Here is a 21,272-nt window from a genome sequence, read left to right as displayed (position 1 = left end):
CGCGGGATCCCGCGAGTCGCCCGGAAATGACACATGAGTCGCCCGGATTCGACGGCCGAGTCGGCCGGAATCGGAGCGCGGGTCCCCGTCGCGGTCAGGCCGGCGGTGGGGCGGTCGAGTCGCGGATCAGCAGCTCCGGCTCGATCGTCGTCACCGACGGGCGGGCCGCGCCGCCCTCGGTGGCGGTGGCGAGGCGCCCGAGGAGCACCTGCGCGCAGCGGCGGCCGAAGCCGACCGTGTGCTGGCTGACCGTCGTCAGCGCGGGCCGCACCATCGACATCCAGGGCACGTCGTCGTAGGCCGCGAGCGACAGCTGCCCCGGCACGTCGATCCCCCGCCGCTGGATCTCCTGCAGGGCGCCCTGGGCGAGCACGTTGTTGGCGGCGAACACGGCGGTGACGTCCGGGTGGTCGTCGAGCAGCCTGCCGAGCGTGCCGCTCGCGGCTTCGGCGTCGAAGCTCGTGAACGCCACCAGCTCCTCGTCCACGGGCACGCCCGCCGCGGCGTGCGCCGCCCGGAAGCCGGCGAGCCTGCCCGCCCCGGTGGTCCACTTGGTCTCGTCGATGAGCAGCGCGATCCGGCGGTGTCCGAGGCCGAGCAGGTGGGCTGTGACGAGCTCGGCGCCGGTCTCGTCCGCGCCGAGCACCGCGTCGCCGTAGCGGGTGCTCACCCGCCGGTCGGCCTGCACCACCTGCACGCCGTGCTGGTGCAGGCTGCGGATCGCGCGCGCCGACACCGGCGTGACGATCACGCCGGGCACCCGCATCGCCACGAACGTCTGCACGGCGAGCAGCTCCTCGTCGGCGCGGCCGTCGTCGTTGACGAGGATCATGTGGTGGCCCGCCGCCCGCAGGACCTGCTCGATCCCGGCGGCGAGGTCGGCGTAGAACGGGTTGCGCAGGTCGGAGATCAGCACGCCGATCGAGCGGCTCGAGCGGTTGCGCAACGTCCTGGCGTTGGCGTCGGGCACGTAGCCGATGCGCGCGGCGGCGGCGAGCACCCGCGCGCGCACCTCCGGAGCGGCATAGCCGCTCCCGTTCAGCGCCCGCGACACGGTGGACGGCGAGACACCCGCCTCCCGGGCCACGTCGGATCCCGTCGGTGGCCGCTCGGCGCGGCCCGCCCGCTGCTGCCGGCTGTGCCCTGCTCCGGTTGTCACGGCGAAGCCTCCTCGTCGCCCCGCTGGACGCGGGGAGGATGCACGGTAGTCACTGGTCAGCCCGGGGTACCGGCAGTGCGTGGGCCCGGCGGTGGTCCCGCCAGGTCCGGGCCACGGCGGCGAGGTCGGCGGGGCGCAGCGGCTCGCCGGTCAGGTCCATCGCGGTGGCGTAGTAGAGCGCGGGCACGCCGAGGTTCGGCTGCACGGCCACGTACTCGGCCCACGCCGCCCGGTCCGGCAGGCACCAGCCGTCGGTGTCGATCGGCACGCCCGGACAGACCGCGGCGACCACTGCCGCCCGATAGGCCATGTGCGCCACGACCGGCCCGTCCGGGTCGACGGCGTCGAGCATCCGGATGTCGTTGAGCCGCAGCATGTCGGTGACGTCCGCGAAGGCCGGGTTCGCCGCGTGCGTGTCGACGAGCGCGTCCGGCTGCACGCGCTTCGCGGCGCGGTGCACGCACGCGAGCAGCGCGTGCAGCAGCGCGGCTCCCCACGACGACCCGGCGTGCCGCAGGGCCTGCCCGCTCGGGGTGCGGGCGAGGAAGTCGACCTTGAGCCCGTCGGCGTCGAGCCCGTCGGGCGCGAGCAGCCGCGAGACGGACTCCTCGATCAGGGTCCGCCCGGCCGGGCTCTCCGGGTCCAGCGCCACGGGCGTGCCCGCCGGGTCCCGGATGCACGCCTCCGGCGGCGCACCCTCCGGGTCCCACGCCTTGTACCAGAGCAGCACCCGCTGCCCGCGCTCGTGCCGCCCTGCGATCCAGCCGGCGAGGTCGGGCCACTTGGCCGGGTCGGGCTCGTTGCGGGCGTAGCCGCGCTGCCACTTGTCGTCGACCACCACGGTGCCGGGGACGACGCCGTGCGCGGCGAGCGCGGCGAGGAAGGCGTCGTAGTGCCGTTGGGTCGCGAAGTCCTGGGTGGGCTCGCCCGCCGTCAGCGCGAGGTGGTGCTGCGCCCCCCAGCCGCAGAACATCGGCTGCCGCCACCAGGCCGGGACGTCCGCAGGCGACCCGGGGACGAGGCCACGCCCGGCGAGCAGGTCGCGGTGCGCGCGCAGCGCGGCGTACGGATCGGCGGCTCCGAACCGCACGACCACGGTAGGCGTCGTGAACGCGCCGTCCACCCGCGTGTGCCCCTCGTGGTCGAGCCGCAGGTGGAACCCGTCGGTGCCGCCCGAGTAGTGCACCGCCGTGAACGTCTGCTCGCCGATCGGCGCGAGCAGGCCGAGCGCCGCCCACTCCCCGGCGGGCACCTCGTCGCGTGGATCGGCGGCTGAGACCGGGGCTTCCCGGCACACCGCGAAGCACCACGGCGCGGGGGCGAACAGCCACCGCCCGACGCCCGGCTCGGCGCCGTCCCCGACCACGCCGATCACCGCGGGCTCGACGGCGGGGCGCGCGATCCGGCGGGGATGGTCGGGGTTGGGCGAGACGACCGTGCGCAGCGCGGAGCCGCTGGGCAGGAACCCGTGCGGCAGCCGCCTGCCGCCGAGCAGGTGGACCTCGGTCAGCGCGCCGCCGCCGCGCACGCTCGTCCGCACCTCCAGGCGGTCGTCGTGGCACTCGAGCACCGTCGTCCGCTCCGCCCACCGGGTGCTCGCGCAGCGCACCTCGACCCGCCTGCCGTCGACGACGACGGCGGGCTCGCCCACCGTCTCGTCCGGGCCGGCGGTGGTGTCGAGGGCGGCGAGCAGCCGCAGCCGGAACCACAGCCGGCCGTCGCACCCGTGCACGTGGGCGACCAGCCGCCGCGCGTCCACGTGCAGCCGGTACGCCGCCGCACCGTGCACATCGCGGGACGACGGTGCACACGCCGGGAGGTCTGCATCGTCGACGGCAGGTGTGCACGGTCGGGTTGCCGGCGCCACCGGCAGCGGGTCCGTCATCGCACGTCCACGAGCGACTCGGCGTGCTGGCCGAACCGGCGGCCGCCGACCGTGAGGTCCGCGCCCAGCCGGGCCCGCCGGACCGGCCCGGTCGGCGTGACCACGAACCCGAACGTGACGTGCTCCTTCCCCGCCGCCGTCGCCGTCCCCGACGCCGGTTCGCACGACCACCCGTCCGGCACGACCATCGCCACCGTCACCTCCTCCGTGGACGGGAGCGGGTTGCGCGCCTCCACCTCGACGCGCAGCGGCGTACCCGGCGCCGCCGTCGCCTGGTAGGGGCGGATCCAGGCCCCCACGCCCTCGGCCTCGAAGTCGGCCTCGTCCAGCGGCAGGAGGTCGCGGTGCAGGGCGGCGAGCTCGTCGGCCTTGGCGGCGAGGTGCTCCAGGTAGTCGTCGTCGACCGGGCGGGGCGCCCAGTGCCCACTGATGATCAGGTCCGGCCGCAGCTTGCGGTACAGCGCCGCGCTCGCGACGAAGTCGTCGATCCGGAACCGGTTCTTGTACTGCAGGTTGAGCACCTCGGCCTGTTCGCCGGGCACCCACGTGGTGCTCTGCTGGTCGCCCGTGGCGAGCACGCGCTGCCCGTCCACCTCGAACTCGATCGCCACGGCATAGCGGGTGTGGCCCGGCAGCGGGTGCAGCGTGAGCTCGTACTCGTGCCAGCGGACCGGTTGCCCGACGTCCAGGACGCGGTCGGTGGGGATCGGGTCGTACCAGAGGCACGGCAGGTCGTAACGGGCCGGATCGGCGAGGATCCGCGCCACCTCCGCGGCCGCCCAGACCTGCGTACCCTCCACGTCGCGGAGCAGGTTGAGCCCCGCGACGTGGTCGTCGTGGTAGTGCGTGGGGATCGCGACCTCCACCCGCCGCACCCCGAAGTCGCGTCGGAGCGCGGCCAGCGACGGCAGCCAGGGTCGCCGGGAGGAGCGGTCGTCGCCCACGGGCAGCGCGACGATCATGTCGTAGCCGAAGTCGAGGAAGAGCGCGTTGCCGGTCTCCGACAGCAGCACGTAGGTGGTGCCGAAGCTGGTGCGGTTGCGCAGCAGGTGCTCGCTGATCACCTCGAACGGCTCGTCGTGCCAGGCGCGCAGGTCGAGCGGGCTGTCGCGGCGGGAGTCGGCGAACGCGGTCAGCCGCTGTTCGAGCAGGTCGAAGGCGGCCTGCGGGTCGTCCATCGGGTCGCCGTGCGCGGGCAGCACGATGTCGGGCTCGCGCGCGGCCAGCTCGTAGAGCGACAGCACCGTGGCCTGGGCGCCCTCCACGAGGGTGTAGGTCCACTGCATCGCGGCGAGCGACCACACCTTGCCGGGCGAGTGGATCAGGTCGCCGGTGAACGCGAGCCGGGTGCCGTCGACGTCGACGACGTAGGACACGGAGCCGAGCGTGTGCCCCGGCGTCGGGAGCGTGGTGATCGCGAAGCCGCCGACGTCGAGCGTGCGGTACTCCGGGACGGTGCCCGCGATCGGCACCGGTTCGAGCAGCGAGAACCGGTCCTGGCGCAGGTCGTAGTAGTTGTAGAGCCGCCGGCTCTGCCAGTGCTCGTCGACCCGGTCGAACAGGTCGCGCTCCACGGGCGGAACCCGGATCGGGATGCCGGCTGCGACCGCCCGCGCCAGCCCCTGCGCCTGGTCGCGGTGGTGGTGGGTTAGCAGCACGGCCGCGACCCGCTCCACCCCCAGCTCGGCGAGGTGGTCGAGCACCGCCCCGCTGCCGAAGTCGACGAGCACCGCTTCCCGACCGTGCACGAGCGCGTACACGTTGCAGGTGTCGCGGAAGAGATGAACCCCGTCCACCACGCTGCGCAGCGCCATCACAACTCCCTCGTCTCTGGCAACGTTGCCACATCGTGACCGCTGCTCCCCGCCCAGGGCAAGGTGTCGATCAGCTCGAACAGGAACCGGTCCACCACCCCGTCGCCCACGAGCACGGGCCCGTTCCGGTGCGGGACGGTGTGGTCGCGCAGCGCGGCCACCCGTCCCAGCAGCGCTGCGACCTCGGCGCGCACGCGGTCCGCGTCCCCCGCTCCGTCCAGGAGCGGAGCGGCGACGGCGAGCGCACGACCGAGCAGCCCGGTCGCGTCCAGCCACGGGGCGGCCTCGGCGGCGAACCGCGGGTCGACGCCGGCGCGCACGAGCTCAGGGACCGCGGCTCATCCGCGCGGCGATCCGCTGCAGCGCCGCACGGGCGCCGGCGACATCCCCCGCCGTCCACCGGGCCCGCACGGCGTCGAGTGCGGCGGCGTGCCGTGGCGCCTGCGCCAGGTGCAGCCGCTCGTCGCGGGTGTTGAGGTCGGCGAACGCCACCAGCGCGGCGAGCACGTCGGCCCGTCCGCCCGCCTGCTCGGCGAGTGCCCGCCGCAGGGACGCCCGGGGGTCGAAGCCGCTGTCGTCCCAGCCGTACTCGGCGACGGACGAGAGCGCCACGAGGCTGAGCGTCGGCTGCACCATCGGGTTCGCCAGCACGCCCTCGACGTGCGCGGACAGCCCGTCCTGGCGCCCGCACCAGTCCCCCAGCGGGACGCGGCCCGGGATGAAGTCGTTGACCGGGAAGTTGTCCCACAGCAACACGCGGTGCCCGAACACGGTCGCCGCCTCGGCGGCCTCCGCGCGGGTGATCGTGGCCGGGATGACGCCGTCCCCGGTCCACCACACCAGGCACCAGCAGGCGGTAGGACTCCGGCGGACCCGTGTGCACCCCGCCCCAGCGCACGGTGAGCTCGGCGCGGTCCGGGTCGTCGGTGAGCCAGGCGTGCACCACGCGTTCGGCGGCGGGGTCGGCGAGCGGGCCGGGCACGAGCGTCACGGCGGCCCGGACGGGAGGGATCGGCATGACCCGGGGACGCTAGCGGCTCGCGCCGCCGAGCGGATCACGCGATGGCGCGGACCGTGTCCCAGGTGGCGGCGAACCCGGGGTGCAGCGGCAGCTCGGCCAGCCTGCTCACGGGCACCCATCGCACCTCGAGCGTCTCACCGGTGAGCCCGGTGAGCACGACGGCGTTCATCGCCCGGCCGACCACAGTGGTGTAGGACCAGCCGCCGTGGTCGTCGACGTAGCGGCCGGTGACCGTGTAGGAGCCGACGTCGAGCCCGGCCTCCTCGGCGGCCTCCCGCTGCGCCGCCTGCTCGGCCGTCTCGGCGCGGTTGCGGGCGCCGCCGAGCAGCCCCCACGTGCCGCCGTGGTGGCTCCACAGGGCCCGGTGCTGCAGCAGGACGCGGTCCTCGTGCCACAGCAGCAGACCGGCCGCCCCGTACAGCCCCCAGTGCTTGTGACCCTGCGCGCAGTGGGTCCAGCCGTCGCCATCGCCGCGGTGGAACACGTCGCCCACCCTATGGGGTGCGTCCGCCGTGCCCCACGCTCGTTGCAGCAAAGCCACTTTCATGCAAGCACGTTGCGTGAAAGTGGCTTTGCTGCAATTCGGCGCTCGGACCGCGGGGGGCCCTCAGTACCGGTAGTGCTCCGGCTTGAACGGGCCCTCGACGTCCACGCCGATGTACTCGGCCTGGTCCTTGGTGAGCTTGGTCAGCTCCCCGCCCAGCGCCTCGACGTGGATCTTGGCGACCTTCTCGTCGAGCACCTTCGGCAGCCGGTAGACGTCCTTGTTGTACTCCTCGTGCTTGGTGAACAGCTCGATCTGCGCGATCACCTGGTTGGAGAAGCTGTTGGACATCACGAACGACGGGTGCCCGGTGGCGTTGCCCAGGTTCATCAGGCGACCCTCGGACAGCACGATGATCGAGTGCCCGTCCGGGAAGATCCACTCGTCGACCTGCGGCTTGATGTTCAGCCGGCGAATCCCCTGGTAGCGGCCGAGGCCGGCGATGTCGATCTCGTTGTCGAAGTGCCCGACGTTGGCGATGATCGCCTGGTGCTTGGTGCGGGACATCAGGTCCGCGCTGACGATGTCCTTGTTGCCTGTGGTGGTGATGACGATGTCGGCCTGGCCGATCACGTCCTCGAGCCGCGCGACCTGGTAGCCCTCGAGCAGCGCCTGCAGCGCGCAGATCGGGTCGACCTCGGTGACGATGACGCGCGCACCCTGGCCCGCCAGCGCCTCCGCCGAGCCCTTGCCCACGTCGCCGTACCCGCAGACGACCGCGACCTTGCCGCCGATCAGGACGTCGGTGGCACGGTTGAGCCCGTCGATCAGCGAGTGGCGGATGCCGTACTTGTTGTCGAACTTGCTCTTGGTGACCGAGTCGTTGACGTTGATCGCCGGGAACAGCAGCAGGTCCTGCTCGGCGAGCTGGTAGAGCCGGTGCACGCCGGTGGTGGTCTCCTCGGTGACGCCCCGGATGTCGGACGCGACCGTGGTCCAGCGCTGCGCGTCCTCGGCGAGCGAGCGGCGCAGCGTGTCGAGGATGATGCGGTACTCGTCGGAGACGGTGAGGTCCTCGTCGTCGACGGTGGGCACCACGCCGGTCTTCTCGAACTCGACGCCCTTGTGCACGAGCAGGGTGGCGTCACCGCCGTCGTCGAGGATCATGTTCGGGCCGACGACGTCGCCGTTCTCGTCGGTGAACTTGAACAGCTGCTCGGTGCACCACCAGTACTCCTCCAGCGTCTCGCCCTTCCAGGCGAACACCGGGACACCCTGGGGCTCCTCGGGGGTGCCGTTCGGGCCGACGACGATCGCGGCGGCCGCGTGGTCCTGGGTGGAGAAGATGTTGCAGCTGACCCAGCGCACCTCGGCGCCGAGGCTGACCAGGGTCTCGATCAGCACCGCGGTCTGCACGGTCATGTGCAGCGAGCCGGCGACGCGGGCGCCGTGCAGCGGGCGCGCTTCGGCGTACTCGCGCCGCAGCGCCATCAGGCCGGGCATCTCGTGCTCGGCGAGGCGGATCTCCTTGCGACCGAACTCCGCGAGGCCGAGGTCGGCGATCGCGAAGTCGAGCCCGTTGCGTGTCTGCAGCCGCCGGCTGGGGTCGGTGCTCGTGTCGGCAGTGGCGGTCATGGGGTGGTAACGCCTCCTCGTAGGGCAGTTCCGCGCGGCCACGCTATCGGCAGGCCGGGCGCGGTCGTTCACGGATGCGTCGCGGGTGTTCACCCGGGACAGGGGTGGGTCGCCGATGGGCCGGGCCGGCCGGCCCGGGCGGGAACGGGTGCGGGCGCGCCGGGGCGTCGCGGGTGATCGACCACCGCGCGCGGGGCGACATGAAACAGCCTCCTCGTACTTACCGGAGGCGCCCTTTCAGCGATGACCCGGCGGCCGAGCGTGGCGGACCTTTGTCCGTCGCAGCGCCTCTCGACCCCGGCACAACTCTCGCCACTCCAGGATCGTCAGGTCGGCGAGGGCTGTCAACTCGCCCCCGAGGTGTGGGTGCGGCCACATCACGGCGACGGCCGCAACACCCGCTGGACGTCGGCGCGTCACAGGGCCGGAACGCCGATCGACGACAGGAACAGACATGGCATCACGCATTGCGCGTTTCGCCGCCGGGTTCGCCGTGGCGACGGCGCTGCTGGCCGCCGTCCCCGGCCACGCACTCGCCGGGCCGCCGCCCACGCCCCCGCCGACACCGCGGCCCCGGCTGCGACCCCCGCAGCGACCCCGGCAGCGAGCCCGGCCCCGGCTTCGACCGGGACGGCCGCGCCGTCCGCGAGCCCGGCACCTGGGACCGCGGCCCCGGCCACGTCGACCGTCGCTCCGACCCCGGAACCGGCGCGCGACGCGCCCCGCGCGGACGAGCCCGGCGCGGGCCAGGTCTCGCAGGTGCCGGTCGGCGCACCCGACACGGGGGCGGGCCCCACGGACGAACCGGGCGGCGTGCTGCTCGGGCTGGGCGCGATCGGCGCGGCCGGCGCGGCCGCCGTGGTGGGTGCGGTGGCCATCCGCCGCCGCCGGGGTATCGGCCAGGGCTGAGCTTGCGGAGCGAACACACGGCGCCGCGGACCGGCCGACTCCTGCTGGCCGTCGCGGTCGCCCTCGCCTGCGCCGGCTCCCTCGCGTTCGCGGGCACGCCTGCGGAACCGACGAGGGTGATCGGTGCCCCGTCCGGGGGTGCGGGCACGGCGGCACCGGCGCCAGTGCTCGCCCACTCGGCACCGGTGGCGCTGCACATCCCCGCGATCGGGGTGCACACCGAGGTACTGCCGCTGGGGCTGCGGCCCGACGGGACCGTGGAGGTACCGCCGCTGGGCGCACCACAGGCCGGCTGGTACGAGAACTCGCCCGCACCCGGCGAGCTGGGGCCCGCGGTCGTCCTCGGCCACGTGGACTCCGCGCGGTCGGGCCCCGGCGTGTTCGTCGACCTGCCGGCCCTCCTGCCCGGCGACGTCGTCACCGTGGCGCGCGCGGACGGGTCCACCGCCGCCTTCCGCGTGACCGCGTCACCGAGCACCCGAAGAGCGCCTTCCCGACGGCCGAGGTGTACGGCGACCTCGACCACGCCGGCCTCCGGTTGATCACCTGCGGTGGCGCGTTCGACCCCGTTGCGCGCAGCTACGAGAGCAACGTCATCGTCTACGGTTCGGCGACATCGGATCAGGCGCGATGAGGTCGAACAGCGATCCGCCGCCGTCGTTCGAGTCGTTCGTGCTCGCCCACGGACCGGAGCTCGTGGCGTTCGCGCGCCGCCTCACGTTGGACCACCACCGCGCCGAGGACATCGTCCAGGACGTCCTCGCCCGGATGGGCATGTCGTGGGCCCGGGTCGGCCGGGTCGACGACCTGCGCTCCTACGTCTTCAAGGCCGTGCTCAACGACTTCCTCTCGTGGCGGCGGCGCCTGTCGTCCACCGAGCGCCCGAGCGCCGACCCCACCAGGCACCGCCGCGACGCCGCCCCCGCCGTCGACGACGCCGTCGTGCAGCGCGACCAGCTGCAGCAGGCACTGGGCCGGCTGCCCCCGGTGCGGCGCGCGGTCCTCGTCCTGCGCTACTACCACGATCTGCCCGACGCCGAGATCGCGAAGCTCCTGGGCTGCCGCGAGTCGACCGTCCGCTCCCACGCGCGGCGCGGCCTCGAGGCGCTGCGCACCGCAACCGCTGCCCGCACGTCGGAAGGGATCCCGCGATGACCGACGCGGAGGACGCACTGCGGGCGGCGCTGCGCGACGAGGCCCTCGACGCCGACGTCTCGGCGACGGAGCTGCTCGACGCCGTCCGAAGGCGCCGGCACCGGCTGCACCGGCGCCGCCAGCACCTGCGCGCGGTCGCAGCGGCGGCAGCGGCCGTGCTCGTCGTCGGCGGCGCCTCGGTGATCGCCGCGCGGCCGCCACGGGCACAGCCCGCCCAGCAGCCACCGGTCCTCCCGGCCCCCACGACGACGGCGCCCGCCCCGACCACCACGCTGCTCCCGCCGCCCCCCAGCGCGGAACGGGCCACGCCCGAGCCGTCGGCCGATCCCACGTCCGAGCGCGCGCGTGACACCGCGCCGCCGCCGAGCACCGGCGCGACGCCGACCCGGCGACCGGCAGCCGCCACCCCCTCGGAAGCCGTGCCCGGCAGCTGACCCGGGCGCTGCGTTCGCTCCGCCGGCTACCCGACCAGGTGGTTGCGCAGCAACGACTCCGCCGCCCTGGTCCGGCCCTTGGCCGCGAGCAGCCCGGCGGGCACCACGGCGAAGTCCGCGTCCACCACCACCGGGACCTCGTCGAGCACGGGTGCGAGCACCGGGTCGGCGCGCACCGTCCGCACCACCGCGGCGAGCCCGCCGCACCGGTCCGGCTGGCGGAACACGCCTCCGGACAGCACCACCAGCCCGACGTCCCGGCCGGCGTCGTGGTGCACGCGCAGGTGCCTGCGGACCGCGATGACCGCGGCGAGCGCGGCGATGCGGCGGTCCTCGGCGGCGCTGCCGGGATCGCGGGGGACGTAGCCGATCTCGCTGGCCATCCGCGCGACCGTCGGGTCGAGCAGGTCGGCCTCCACCGGATCGACGATGCCCTCGGCCTGCCCTTCCACGAGCACGCCACCCGCCGCGGCGCGCACCCCGAGGTCGCCCTCGACGGTCCGCCGAGCATCGACCCCCTCGGCCGAGTGCACGTCGGTGGTGGCGCACCCGACGTCGACGACGAGCACCCGCGCGGCGCAGATCCGCGCGAGCTCGGCGGCGGCGTGGCCCACGGCGTCCGGGGTGACCACCCGGACGAGCTTGCGGAACCGCGGGCCGACGGCCGCGCCGCGACCCCCGAGGGCGTGCCGGCAGTACAGCTCGGTGAGCGCGGCCCGCGCCGGACCCGGCACGACCTCGCCGCGGCGCGGGAGCACGTTGTCGCACGGGACCACGGTGCGGCCGGTGGCGCGCAGCAGGGCGAGGGCGTCCTCGCGACCCGCGGCGTTGCCCGCGAGCACGATCGGGGTGCGGATGCGCGCCCGCGCCAGGCGGCCCGCGTTGTGGAGCAGACCGGTGGGGTCGTCACCGTCGGCTCCGCCCACGAGCAGCACGACGGCGGGGCGGGCGCTGCGCAGCACCCGGACGTCGGCGGGTTCCAGCGGGCCGGCGTGCACGTGCACCACGTGCGCGCCCGCCGAGCAGGCGACGCGGTGGCCGGCCTCCGTCGCGCTCAGCCGCTCGGAGCCCACCACGGCGAGCCGTAGGCCCCCGCCCGCGGTCGAGCAGGCGAGCAGTTCCGGCTCCGCCTCGGAGGAACCCGTGGCCGACACCGCCCGGACCGCGGCGTCCATGCCAGTGAGCACGTCCTGCGTGGTGGTGGGGTGCTCCGCGAAGCCGGTGAGTGCCCCGTCGGCACCGACGAGCACCGCCTTCGTCCACGTCGAACCCACATCGAGGCAGACCGATGCGGCCGGGTCGGTGGGCGGCACGGCCCGAGCGTAATGCCAGAACGACCCGCCGGTCTGCGGTGACGCGATGGTCATCTCGCCACGTCGGAGGTAATTTCGCGCTATCCGCGCCTGGAAGGACGAAGCGACGATGCTCGGACTCATGCAGGACCGCCCCCTCACCCTGCCCCACGTCTTCCACCGGGCCGAGCAGTACGTCGCGCACAAGACGATCGTCACGGCGAGCGCGGGCGGCGAGACCAGCACCACCTACGCCGAGTGGGCGCAGCGCGTCCGGCGGCTGGCCACCGTCCTCGACACGCTCGACGTCGGCGCCGACGGCCGGGTCGGCACGTTCTGCTGGAACACCGGCCGGCACCTTGAGCTCTACCTGGCGGCGCCGTGCACCGGCCGGGTGCTGCACACGCTGAACATCCGGCTGTTCCCCGAGCAGCTGGTCTACGTCGCGAACCACGCCGAGGACGAAGTGGTGTTCGTCGACCGGTCGCTGCTGCCGCTGCTCTGGCCGCACGTCGACAAGCTCGAGACCGTGCGGCACTACGTCGTCATCGACGACGGCGCCGACGTGGAGGTGCCCGAGGACCCCCGGGTGCACGACTACGAGGAGCTGCTCGCCGCCGCCACCCCGTTCGCGGGCACGTTCGTCATCGACGACGAGAACACCGCGGCCGCCATGTGCTACACCTCCGGCACCACCGGCAATCCCAAGGGCGTGGTCTACAGCCACCGCTCGGCGACGCTGCACTCGCTGATCACCCTGATCGCCGACGGGGCGGCGCTGTCCGAGCGGGACGTCGTGATGCCGGTGGTCCCGATGTTCCACGCCAACGCGTGGGGACTGCCGTACGGATGCCTGCTCGCCGGCTCCGACATTGTGTTCCCCGGCCCGAACATGACGCCCGAGGCGATCGTCGGGCTGCTGGAGCGCCACCGCGTCACCGTCACCGGTGGCGTGCCGACGATCTGGATGGGCGTCCAGCCACTGCTGCCCGACCACGACCTGAGCGCGCTGCGCGCGATCCTGTGCGGCGGCTCGGCGGTTCCGAAGGCGCTCTCGGAGGCCTACCGGGAGGCCATCGGCGTGCCGATGCTGCACGCCTGGGGCATGACCGAGACGAGCCCCATCGCGACGATGTCCACCCTGCGCACGCAGCACGCCGAGCTGGGCGAGGACGAACGCGCGGACGTCCGCGCCCGGCAGGGCCAGGCCGTCCCGCTGGTGGACCTGCGGCTGGTCGACCCGTCCACCGGCGAGCCGCAGCCGTGGGATGACGTCGCCACCGGCGAGATCCAGGCCGCCGGCCCCTGGATCGCCGCGGAGTACTACCGCGGCGAGGGCGGCGGCGCCCAGTTCACCGAGGACGGCTGGCTGCGCACCGGCGACGTTGCCACCGTCGACCGCTACGGGTCGGTGCGGCTGGTCGACCGCACCAAGGACCTGATCAAGTCCGGCGGCGAGTGGATCGGCTCCGTCGAGCTGGAGAACGAGATCATGGCCCACCCGAAGGTCGCGGAGGCCGCGGTCATCGCGATCCCGCACGCGAAGTGGGTGGAGCGACCGCTGGCGTGCGTCGTCGTCAAGCCGGGTGAGACGCTCACCGCCGAGGAGGTGATCGCCCACCTGGAGCCGCGCGTGGCGAAGTGGTGGCTCCCCGATGCGGTGGAGTTCATCGACGAGGTGCCCAAGACCAGCGTGGGGAAGTTCTCCAAGAAGACTCTGCGTGAGAGGTTCGGGGACTACCGGGCCCGCGAGGGCGCTCCGGCGGACTGACGCACGCACGACCGACGACGGCAGGACATGACGACCGCACGACTGGTACCGCCACGACCCATGACCGCGTGGCCGGTGAGCACCGAGCTCGCCGCGCTGCGGATCGCCTACTCCGACCTCGCGACGATCGTGGCGTCACTCGACGAGGAGGACTCGTGGCGGCCCACCCGGTGCGCCGGGTGGGTGGTGCGCGATCTGCTGCTGCACCTGCTCGGCGACGCCCAACGCGCGCTGGTGGCGCTCGCCAGCCCGGCCGCCGGTCCCCCTGACCGCGACGCGGTGAGCTACTGGGTGGACAGCAGCTTCAACCAGGACCCCGGGTTCGGGGAGATCCGGACGGTGCGCACGATCGCGAGCGCGTGGACGTTCGACAACCTGGTGCGCACGTTCGTCGAGACCACGCGCGCGGTGGTGAGCCTCGCCGGGCGGGCGACGTCCGACTCGCTGGTGACCACCCAGGGCCACGTCCTGCGCACCGACGACCTGCTCGCCACGCTGGCCGTCGAGGCCGCCGTCCACCACCTCGACCTGGTGGTGGAGCTGCACCGGCCCGGTCCGCGGTCGGAGCCGCTCGCGCTCGTGCGCCGCACCCTGGAGGGGCTGCTCGGCTACCAGGTCCCGGAGGACTGGTCCGACGAGCGGTGGGCGCTGCTGGGCACCGGGCGGGTGCCGCCGGGCGGTGGGGAGCGGCGAGCGCTGGGGGCCGCCGCGGCGCGCATCCCGCTGCTGCGGTGACCGCAACGGTCGTCGCGCTCGCCGAGGTCGCAGCCCGGGTGCTCGCCGCACCCCCGCGCTGCGGGGCGACGCGGCTGGTGTGCCTGGACGGGCCGTCCGGTTCGGGCAAGACGGTGCTCGCGGCGCGCCTCGCCACCGCGCTCGGCGGGCCGCCTGTCGTGCACATGGACGACCTCTACCCCGGATGGGACGGGCTGGCCGATTCCGTCCCCCGGCTGCACGAGTGGATCGTCGCGCCGCTCGCCGCGGGCCGCCCGGCCGGGTACCGGCGCTACGACTGGGTGCGCGGGGCCTACGCCGAGGAGCACGACGTGGGGACGCCGCCGCTGCTGGTCGTCGAGGGCGTGGGGACGGGCGCCCGGGCGGTTGCGCCGTACGTGGCACTGCTGGTGTGGGTCGAGGCGCCACGGGACGAGCGGTTCCGGCGCGGGATCGCCCGCGACGGCGAGGCCTACCGCCCGCACTGGGAGCGCTGGGCCCGGCAGGAGGACGTGCATTTCGCCACCGAGGGCACGCGGGACCGCGCCGACCTCCGGGTGAACGGGATGCCGGCGGTGCCGCACGACCCGGAGACCGAGATCGTGCTCATCGGCTCGGTCGCACGGCCCGCTCGTAGCGGCTCAACCTCGGTCGGTCCGTGCCCGAGCCCGGGGCGTTGATCTCCACGTCCCCGCGGTGGAGGAAGCCCGCCGCCTCGTAGTACGCGCGCAGCGGGCGGTTCCACGCGACGCAGTCGAGCCGGAGCCGGTCGCGGCCGTGCTCGCGCACCTTGTCCTCCGCCCAGGCGAGCAGCCGCGGTCCCAGCCCGGCGGCCGCGCGGCGCACCGCGAACCGGTGGACGTAGCCCGCACGGCCGTCGTCCGGCCAGAGCGGGTCGGACCACTGCAGCGTGAGCGTCCCGACGACCGCCCCGTCGCGCTCGGCGAGCCAGACCTCCCCGGCCTGCAGCGCCGGCTCGATCCACTCCGGGCGGAACGCGTCGGGCCACTGCACCACCCCGCGGCCGGCGAGCCAGCGCGCGGCCTCGTCGAGCACCGCGAGCACGGCGTCGGCCTCGTGCGGCGCGGCACGGCGGACGGAGACCTGAAGGTCGCTCTTGATCACAAACCGATCCTGCGCGGCGGGGTCGGCGCGCTCAACCCGGTTCCGCGGGAGGGGATCGCGGGCGAGCGGGACGTCATGGTGATCCCTCAGGCATCGGAGCGCCACGACGCTCCGCTCACCCGGGTTGTGCGGATCGACGTCGGCGCCCGCACCCCTGGAGAGCCCGACTCGCACACCTCCGACGCTCCGACTCGCACACCCCTACAGCCCGACTCGCACACCCCTACAGCCCGACTCGCACACCCCCAACAGCCCGACTCGCGCACCCCCAACAGCCCGACTCGCGCACCCCCACAGCCCGACTCGCGCACCCCCACAGCCCGACTCGCGGGCACGATGCACCGACGTCCGCGAGTCGGGCGCTTTGTGTGTCCGAGTCGGGCGATTCGTGCGACCGGGTCGCCCGGAGGGCGCTGGTCAGCGCAGCCGGGCCAGCAGCGCGTCGATCTCCGTGCCCCCTACGTCGAGCGCGGCATCCGGGTCGCCGTCGACGCCGGTGCGCGTGTGCACCAGCCGAGCCCCGTGCCCGGTCCCCTCCCGCAGTTCCCAGCGCACGCGGCCGCCGTCGCGCTCCAGCACGTGCCCGTCGCGCACGCTGCCGGGGGCGGCATCTGCGGTCAGCGCCGCCCACACCACGTCGGCGGGGCGGGTGAGCTGGCGTTCGAAGCGCACGCGCCAGCCGTCGGGCGTGGTCTCGGCCGTGCCCGCGTCGAGCCCGAACTCCGCGACGTACCGCTCGTGCAGCGCCACGTCGTCGACGCCGGGGTCGGCGCCCGCCCGCCCGTCCAGGGCGAGGTCAAGGGCGGCGATGCAGGTGTGCCAGCCGGCCGCGAAGCTCGCCGCGCCCGCGCGGTCGGCGAAGGTGTGCACGAGCACGAGCAGCGTGCCCTCGCCGCCGTCGGGGTGCAGCTCCCAGCGCAGATGGTCGTCGCCCCAGGTGAAGGCGAACAGCCGCGGCGGGTCGAGGTCGGTGACCGTCCCCGGGTCGCCGAACCCGAAGTCGACGGCGCCGCCCTTGCGCAGCTGCGGGGTCATCGCGGCCGGGAACCACTCGGCGAGCCGAGCGGGCTCGGTGATTGCCCGCCACACCTTCTCCGGTGGGTGCTTCAGCCGTCGCTCCATGTGCAGCACGGAACGCCCGTCACGGCTCTCCAGCCTCTCGGTCATCGGACTCCTCATCGGTGTCGGCGTCGAGGTGCCGTTCGAGGGCGTCGAGCCGGTCGGCCCACATCCACCGGTACGGGGCCAGCCAGGCGTCCACCTCGGCCAGCGGGGCCGGGTCGAGCTCGTACCACCGCCGCTGGGCGTCGGCGCGCACCCGCACCAGCCCGGCCTCCCGCAGCACCCGCAGGTGCTTCGACGTGCCGGGCTGGCTCAGCCCCAGCTCCGCGGTGAGCTCCCCGACCAGCCGCGGGCGTTCCCGCAGCAGGTCGAGGATCCGCCTGCGGGTCGGCTCGGCGAGCACGTCGAACGTCACGAACCGAAGATACGACAGCAGCTATATAACCGCAAGAAGATGTACTACGTGTGCTTCCCGGTCTGCGCGAGGCGCGAGTGGGTCCGCCCATAGAGCATGTAGACGACCAGGCCGAGCAGCATCCAGATGACGAACCGCAGCCAGGTCTCCACCGAGAGGTTGATCATCAGCCACACGCACGCGAGCACCGCCAGCACGGGCACGAGCGGCACCAGCGGGGTGCGGAAGGCGCGCGGCAGATCCGGGCGGGTGCGCCGCAGGATGACGACGCCGATCGACACGAGCACGAACGCGAACAGCGTGCCGATGTTCACCATCTCCTCCAGCGCGCCCGCCGGGAAGAACGTGGCCGCGACCGCGACCACGGCGCCGATGATGACCGTGGCCCGCACCGGGGTGCCCCGGGATCCGGTGTGTGAGAGCCCGCGCGGCAGCAGCCCGTCGCGCGACATCGCGAAGAACACGCGGATCTGGCCGAGCAGCATCACCATCACGACGGTGGTGAGGCCGGCGAGGGCACCGATCGCGATCACGGTGGCGGCCCAGTTCACCCCGAGCGAGGAGAACGCGGTGGCGAGCGTGGCCCGGATGCCGTCGGGCTGCGTCTGGAGCTCGGTGTAGCTGACCATGCCCGTGAGCACCAGCGCGACCGCCACGTAGAGGACGGTGACGATCGCGAGCGACCCGAGGATGCCCCGCGGCAGCGACTTCTGTGGGTTCTTGGTCTCCTCGGCCGTCGTCGCGACGACGTCGAACCCGATGAACGCGAAGAACACCAGCGATGCGGCGGCGAGCAGTCCGAAGATCCCGTAGGTGCTGCTCGCGCCGCCGCCGATCGCGGAGAGCAGGGACTGCTGCAGGCCGGTCGCCGCGTCCGCACCACCTTCGGCGGCCGGCGGGATGTACGGGGTGTAGTTGGCGACGTTGATGTAGGCGAGCCCGACGACGATCACGAGCAGCACGATCGCCACCTTGATCGCAGTGATTACGAGGCTGACGCGGCTGGAGAGCTTCGTGCCGAGCACGAGCACCACGGTCAGCGCGACGATCAGCAGGAGCGCTCCCCAGTCGACCGGGACCGGGCCGAGGTCGACCACGGTGGGGACGTCCGCGCCGAACTGCGCGAACACCGTGGCGAGGTACTGCGACCAGCCCTTCGACACGACGGCCGCCGCCACGGCGAACTCCAGCACGAGGTCCCACCCGATGATCCAGGCGATGAACTCGCCGAACGTCGCGTAGGAGAACGTGTAGGCGCTTCCGGCCACCGGCACCGTGGACGCGAACTCCGCGTAGCACAGCGCCGCGAGCCCGCACGCGACCGCGGCCAGCACGAACGCCAGCGAGACCGACGGCCCGGCGACGTCACCCGCCGTGCTCGCGGCGAGGGTGAAGATCCCCGCGCCGACCACGACCGCGACGCCGAAGACGATCAGGTCCCAGGTCGTGAGGTCCTTGCGGAGCTTCGAGTCCGGGTCGTCGGTATCGGCCACCGACTGTTCAACGGACTTGGTGCGCCAGATGCCGTTCTGTCGATCCCGCACAGCCATGGCCGGCAACGTATCGCCGAACCCGGGCTGCGGCCACCGCTGCCGATCTCGGCCGGGAAGGCCGGGTCAGCCGGCGACGGAGGTGCGGTCCAGATCGGGCTCGAGGTAGATGATGCGGGCGTCGGGCACCGCCTCGCGGACCCGCGCCTCGGCCCGGTCGATGGCGCGCGCGACGTCCTCGAGCGGCAGACCGGGCTCCAGCGCGATCTTCGCGGCGACGAGCAGCTCCTCCGGGCCGAGGTACTGCGTCTTGATGTGGATGACGCGGTGCACCTCGCCGGACTCCAGCCCGGAGACGATCCGCTTCAGCACCGGTGGGGCGGCCCCTTCCCCGATGAGCAGGCTCTTCATCTCGATGATCAGGATGATCGCGATGACGCCGAGCAGCACGCCGATGGAGATCGTGCCGAGCGCGTCGAAGGCCGGGTTGCCCGTGAGCACCGACAGCCCGACGCCGAGCAGGGCCAGGATCAGCCCGACGAGCGCGCCGAGGTCCTCGAGCAGGACGACGGGCAGCTCGGGCACCTTCGACTGCCGGATGAACTGCCACCAGGACTTGTCGCCCTTCAGCGGCAGCGACTCGACGATCGCCGTGCGGAACGACCACGTCTCGAGCCCGATCGCAACGACCAGGATGGCGACGGCCACCAGCGGCGAGGTGAGCGGCTCCGGGTGCTCCAGCTTGTGGATGCCCTCGTAGATCGCGAACACCGCCCCGAGCGTGAACAGCAGCAGGGCGACGACGAACGAGTAGAAGTACCGGTCGCGCCCGTACCCGAACGGGTGCTCCGGGGTGGCGGCCCGCTTGGCCCGCTTGCCGCCGAGGAGCAGCAGCCCCTGGTTCGAGGTGTCCGCCACCGAGTGCACCGACTCGGCCAGCATCGATGACGACCCAGTGATCAGATAACCGATGAACTTCGCGATCGCGATGCCGGCGTTGGCCAGCAGCGCCGCCACGATCGCCCGCGTCCCACCACTCGCTGCCACTGCGTTCTCCTCCCCGTCCGCCGCCGGGGACCTTAGCCCTCGCCCGGCCGCACGCCGACTGCGGGCAGGATCGCCTGGTCGACGATCTCGGCGAGACGATCCGCGCCGGGTTCCTCACCGGTGTCGACCGCGTGCTTGAACACCAGCGCCTCGCCGATGTCCGCGACGACCGGGGTGACCAGCCGGGCTTCGATCCGCCCGAGCCGGGCGTAGTGATGCAGCACGGTGGCGGTGAACCGCCCTCCGGACGGCTCGAAGACGCGGGCGTAGAGGGCGTCGACGAGCGCCGGGTACCGGTGCCGTTCGACCAGCACGGCCTGGACGGCCCGCGCCGTGGGGTGGCGCGACCACTCGACCAGCAGCTGCAGGGACCGGATGAGGTCGCCGCGCAGGTCGTCGGCGGCGGGCGACGGCGTCTCGACCGGGTAGGCGGCCGCGATCGCGTCGACGAGCAGCTCCTCCGGTCCGGGCCAGCGCCGGTAGAGCGATGTCTTGGCGGTGCCGGCGCGGCGGGCGATCCCCTCCATGGTCAACCGGCCGAGCCCGCACTCGTCGAGCTCGGCGAGGGCGGCCCGGTGGATGGCGGCGAGGAGTTCCTCGCCCCTACGGCGGGTCCGTCCGGTCATCGCGCTCCTCACGCTCGCTTGCGGAGATACGTCCCCGTATCTTACCGTCCCGCCATTAGCTACGCATTCGTGTCTTATGGAGGTCGGAGATGCCCCTGACCCACTCTGAACCACCCGTCGTTCCTCGTCACCGCGCGCTGGCCCCCGACCTCGCGCGCGGCTCGATGCTGGCGCTGATCGCGCTGGCCCACTCGCAGGTCCTGGCCGGTCACACCATCGGACCGTCCGGGGCCACGGGCTCCGGCACCGACACCGCCGTGCAGGCCGTGCTGACGCTGTTCGTCGACAGCCGCGGCTACCCGATGTTCGCTGCATTGTTCGGCTACGGGATGGTGCAGATCCTCCGGCGCCAGGAGCCTGCGGGCGGCTGGGCCCACGCCCGCAGGCAGCTGCGGCGCCGCGGCCTGTGGATGATCGTGTTCGGGTTCGCGCACACCGTGCTGCTGTTCACCGGCGACATCCTCGCCGCCTACGGGGTGCTCGCCGTGCTCCTCGTCGGCGCGCTGCGCTGGCGGGACGGCCGCCTGCTGGCCGCCGCCGGCGCAGCGGCCGCGGTCGGGGCACTGGTCTACGGCGCCGTGCTGGCCGCGCCCATCCCGGCGGGCGACGCCTCGGAGCACTTGACCGACCCGTTCGTCTCCGCGGCGTTCCGGCTCGCGCTGTTCCCGGTGCTCACGCCGATGAACGCGGTGATGGCGGCGGGCCCGGTCCTCGTCGGCGTCTGGGCCGCGCGCAGGCGGCTGCTCGACGAGCCCGACCGGCACCGGCTGCTCCTGCGCCGCGTCGCAGCCGTCGGGGTCGCGGTCGCGGTGCTCGGGGCGGTCCCGCAGGTGCTCGTCACGACCGGCGTGTGGCACCCGGCCCCCGGTGCGCTGCTGGCCGTGGGCGCGCTCCACACGGCCGCCGGCTACGCGGGCGGGCTGGGGTACGCCGCACTGCTCGGACTGCTGGCGGCCCGGCTGGGTGCCGCTGCGCGGGCGCGGCCGGGTGGTGACCGCGCTCAGCGCGTGCGGGCAGCGCTCCATGACCTGCTACCTGGTGCGGCGGTCGCCTCGGCCTGCCCGGCCCGGCCGAGGCGCTGCTACGCAGGCTGACCTATCGAACCCCGGCCTAGAGCGTGTCCCGTGGATCATGCGGGTCGGCTGCGGTAGATCTCTTCTGTGCTTGATCGCCACGACTTGACCGACGCGGAGTGGGCACGGCTGGAGCCGTTGCTGCCCGACCGGACACCGCG

22 protein-coding genes are annotated in these 21,272 nt (G+C 73.7%); 8 read left to right on the top strand and 14 right to left on the bottom strand.

What is annotated here, in order from left to right; all coding sequences use genetic code 11:
* Positions 1–94: 94 nt before the first annotated feature.
* The 7 genes from KME75_RS26715 to ahcY all read right to left on the bottom strand — a co-directional run bounded on the left by KME75_RS26715 (position 95) and on the right by ahcY (position 7,998).
* Positions 95–1,159, bottom strand: coding sequence for a LacI family DNA-binding transcriptional regulator (locus tag KME75_RS26715; RefSeq protein ID WP_219417644.1), 1,065 nt, complete (start codon positions 1,157–1,159; stop codon positions 95–97).
* A gap of 49 nt (positions 1,160–1,208) precedes the next feature.
* Positions 1,209–3,044 carry an alpha-galactosidase gene (locus tag KME75_RS26710; RefSeq protein WP_219417643.1) on the bottom strand — a complete coding sequence of 612 codons (1,836 nt, stop codon included), beginning with the start codon at positions 3,042–3,044 and terminating at the stop codon, positions 1,209–1,211.
* On the bottom strand, positions 3,041–4,858 hold the full coding sequence (locus KME75_RS26705) for an MBL fold metallo-hydrolase (RefSeq protein WP_219417642.1): 1,818 nt from the start codon (positions 4,856–4,858) through the stop codon (positions 3,041–3,043). Before KME75_RS26705 ends, KME75_RS26710 begins: the two co-directional genes overlap by 4 nt.
* Entirely contained in the window at positions 4,858–5,178 is a 321-nt protein-coding gene (locus tag KME75_RS26700; RefSeq protein WP_219417641.1) for a hypothetical protein, read from the bottom strand. The genes KME75_RS26705 and KME75_RS26700 overlap by 1 nt, the downstream gene beginning before the upstream one ends.
* Positions 5,179–5,182: 4 nt before the next feature.
* Positions 5,183–5,698 (bottom strand): beta-N-acetylglucosaminidase domain-containing protein, encoded by a 516-nt coding sequence (locus tag KME75_RS26695; protein ID WP_219417640.1) that lies wholly within the window; start codon positions 5,696–5,698, stop codon positions 5,183–5,185.
* 215 nt (positions 5,699–5,913) lie between these two features.
* The gene (locus KME75_RS26690; protein WP_308283105.1) at positions 5,914–6,363 is read right to left on the bottom strand and encodes an NUDIX domain-containing protein; all 450 of its coding nucleotides are present in this window, start codon (positions 6,361–6,363) and stop codon (positions 5,914–5,916) included.
* A 123-nt stretch (positions 6,364–6,486) separates the two neighbouring features.
* Positions 6,487–7,998, bottom strand: coding sequence for an adenosylhomocysteinase (gene ahcY / locus KME75_RS26685; protein ID WP_219417638.1), 1,512 nt, complete (start codon positions 7,996–7,998; stop codon positions 6,487–6,489).
* Between the two features lie 759 nt (positions 7,999–8,757).
* Here ahcY and KME75_RS26680 point away from each other — a divergent pair.
* The 4 genes from KME75_RS26680 to KME75_RS26665 all read left to right on the top strand — a co-directional run bounded on the left by KME75_RS26680 (position 8,758) and on the right by KME75_RS26665 (position 10,496).
* Positions 8,758–8,907, top strand: a complete 150-nt coding sequence (locus KME75_RS26680) for a GVDTG sorting domain-containing protein (RefSeq protein WP_219417637.1) — start codon at positions 8,758–8,760, stop codon at positions 8,905–8,907.
* A gap of 2 nt (positions 8,908–8,909) precedes the next feature.
* A complete protein-coding gene (locus KME75_RS26675) occupies positions 8,910–9,449 on the top strand; it encodes a sortase domain-containing protein (RefSeq protein WP_246632903.1) in 540 nt (179 codons plus the stop codon).
* An 88-nt stretch (positions 9,450–9,537) separates the two neighbouring features.
* On the top strand, positions 9,538–10,062 hold the full coding sequence (locus tag KME75_RS26670) for an RNA polymerase sigma factor (protein ID WP_219417636.1): 525 nt from the start codon (positions 9,538–9,540) through the stop codon (positions 10,060–10,062).
* Positions 10,059–10,496 (top strand): hypothetical protein, encoded by a 438-nt coding sequence (locus KME75_RS26665; RefSeq protein WP_219417635.1) that lies wholly within the window; start codon positions 10,059–10,061, stop codon positions 10,494–10,496. The genes KME75_RS26670 and KME75_RS26665 overlap by 4 nt, the downstream gene beginning before the upstream one ends.
* Positions 10,497–10,522: 26 nt before the next feature.
* Here KME75_RS26665 and KME75_RS26660 read toward each other — a convergent pair whose 3' ends face one another.
* Entirely contained in the window at positions 10,523–11,863 is a 1,341-nt protein-coding gene (locus tag KME75_RS26660) for a glutamate mutase L (RefSeq protein WP_219417634.1), read from the bottom strand.
* Positions 11,864–11,918: 55 nt separating this feature from the next.
* Here KME75_RS26660 and KME75_RS26655 point away from each other — a divergent pair, with 55 nt between their 5' ends.
* The 3 genes from KME75_RS26655 to KME75_RS26645 are packed head-to-tail and all read left to right on the top strand — an operon-like array spanning position 11,919 to position 14,953.
* Positions 11,919–13,559, top strand: coding sequence for a long-chain fatty acid--CoA ligase (locus tag KME75_RS26655; protein WP_219417633.1), 1,641 nt, complete (start codon positions 11,919–11,921; stop codon positions 13,557–13,559).
* 60 nt (positions 13,560–13,619) lie between these two features.
* Positions 13,620–14,294, top strand: coding sequence for a maleylpyruvate isomerase N-terminal domain-containing protein (locus tag KME75_RS26650; RefSeq protein ID WP_219417632.1), 675 nt, complete (start codon positions 13,620–13,622; stop codon positions 14,292–14,294).
* Positions 14,291–14,953, top strand: coding sequence for a nucleoside/nucleotide kinase family protein (locus KME75_RS26645; RefSeq protein ID WP_219417631.1), 663 nt, complete (start codon positions 14,291–14,293; stop codon positions 14,951–14,953). Before KME75_RS26650 ends, KME75_RS26645 begins: the two co-directional genes overlap by 4 nt.
* Here the strand turns inward: KME75_RS26645 and KME75_RS26640 are convergent.
* The 6 genes from KME75_RS26640 to KME75_RS26615 form a co-directional block, all read right to left on the bottom strand.
* Complete coding sequence (locus KME75_RS26640) at positions 14,880–15,398, bottom strand: GNAT family N-acetyltransferase (protein ID WP_219417630.1); 519 nt, start codon at positions 15,396–15,398, stop codon at positions 14,880–14,882. The genes KME75_RS26645 and KME75_RS26640 overlap by 74 nt on opposite strands.
* Before the next feature lie 417 nt (positions 15,399–15,815).
* On the bottom strand, positions 15,816–16,565 hold the full coding sequence (locus tag KME75_RS26635) for an SRPBCC family protein (protein WP_219417629.1): 750 nt from the start codon (positions 16,563–16,565) through the stop codon (positions 15,816–15,818).
* Positions 16,540–16,875: an ArsR/SmtB family transcription factor gene (locus tag KME75_RS26630; RefSeq protein ID WP_219417628.1), complete on the bottom strand. Its 336-nt coding sequence runs from the start codon at positions 16,873–16,875 to the stop codon at positions 16,540–16,542. Before KME75_RS26630 ends, KME75_RS26635 begins: the two co-directional genes overlap by 26 nt.
* Positions 16,876–16,919: 44 nt before the next feature.
* Positions 16,920–18,425 (bottom strand): amino acid permease, encoded by a 1,506-nt coding sequence (locus KME75_RS26625; protein WP_219417627.1) that lies wholly within the window; start codon positions 18,423–18,425, stop codon positions 16,920–16,922.
* A 66-nt stretch (positions 18,426–18,491) separates the two neighbouring features.
* The gene (locus KME75_RS26620; protein WP_219417626.1) at positions 18,492–19,412 is read right to left on the bottom strand and encodes a cation diffusion facilitator family transporter; all 921 of its coding nucleotides are present in this window, start codon (positions 19,410–19,412) and stop codon (positions 18,492–18,494) included.
* 32 nt (positions 19,413–19,444) lie between these two features.
* Positions 19,445–20,038: a TetR/AcrR family transcriptional regulator gene (locus KME75_RS26615; RefSeq protein WP_219417625.1), complete on the bottom strand. Its 594-nt coding sequence runs from the start codon at positions 20,036–20,038 to the stop codon at positions 19,445–19,447.
* Positions 20,039–20,127: 89 nt separating this feature from the next.
* On the opposite strand from KME75_RS26615, the gene KME75_RS26610 reads away from it, so the two are divergent.
* Positions 20,128–21,132: a DUF418 domain-containing protein gene (locus KME75_RS26610; RefSeq protein ID WP_219417624.1), complete on the top strand. Its 1,005-nt coding sequence runs from the start codon at positions 20,128–20,130 to the stop codon at positions 21,130–21,132.
* Positions 21,133–21,272 lie beyond the last annotated feature (140 nt).

It is taken from the genome of Pseudonocardia nigra (genome assembly GCF_019396355.1).
GTDB lineage: Bacteria > Actinomycetota > Actinomycetes > Mycobacteriales > Pseudonocardiaceae > Pseudonocardia > Pseudonocardia nigra.
The sequence above is the reverse complement of the archived record's forward strand: the minus strand, read 5'-3'. Positions and strand labels throughout refer to the sequence as shown.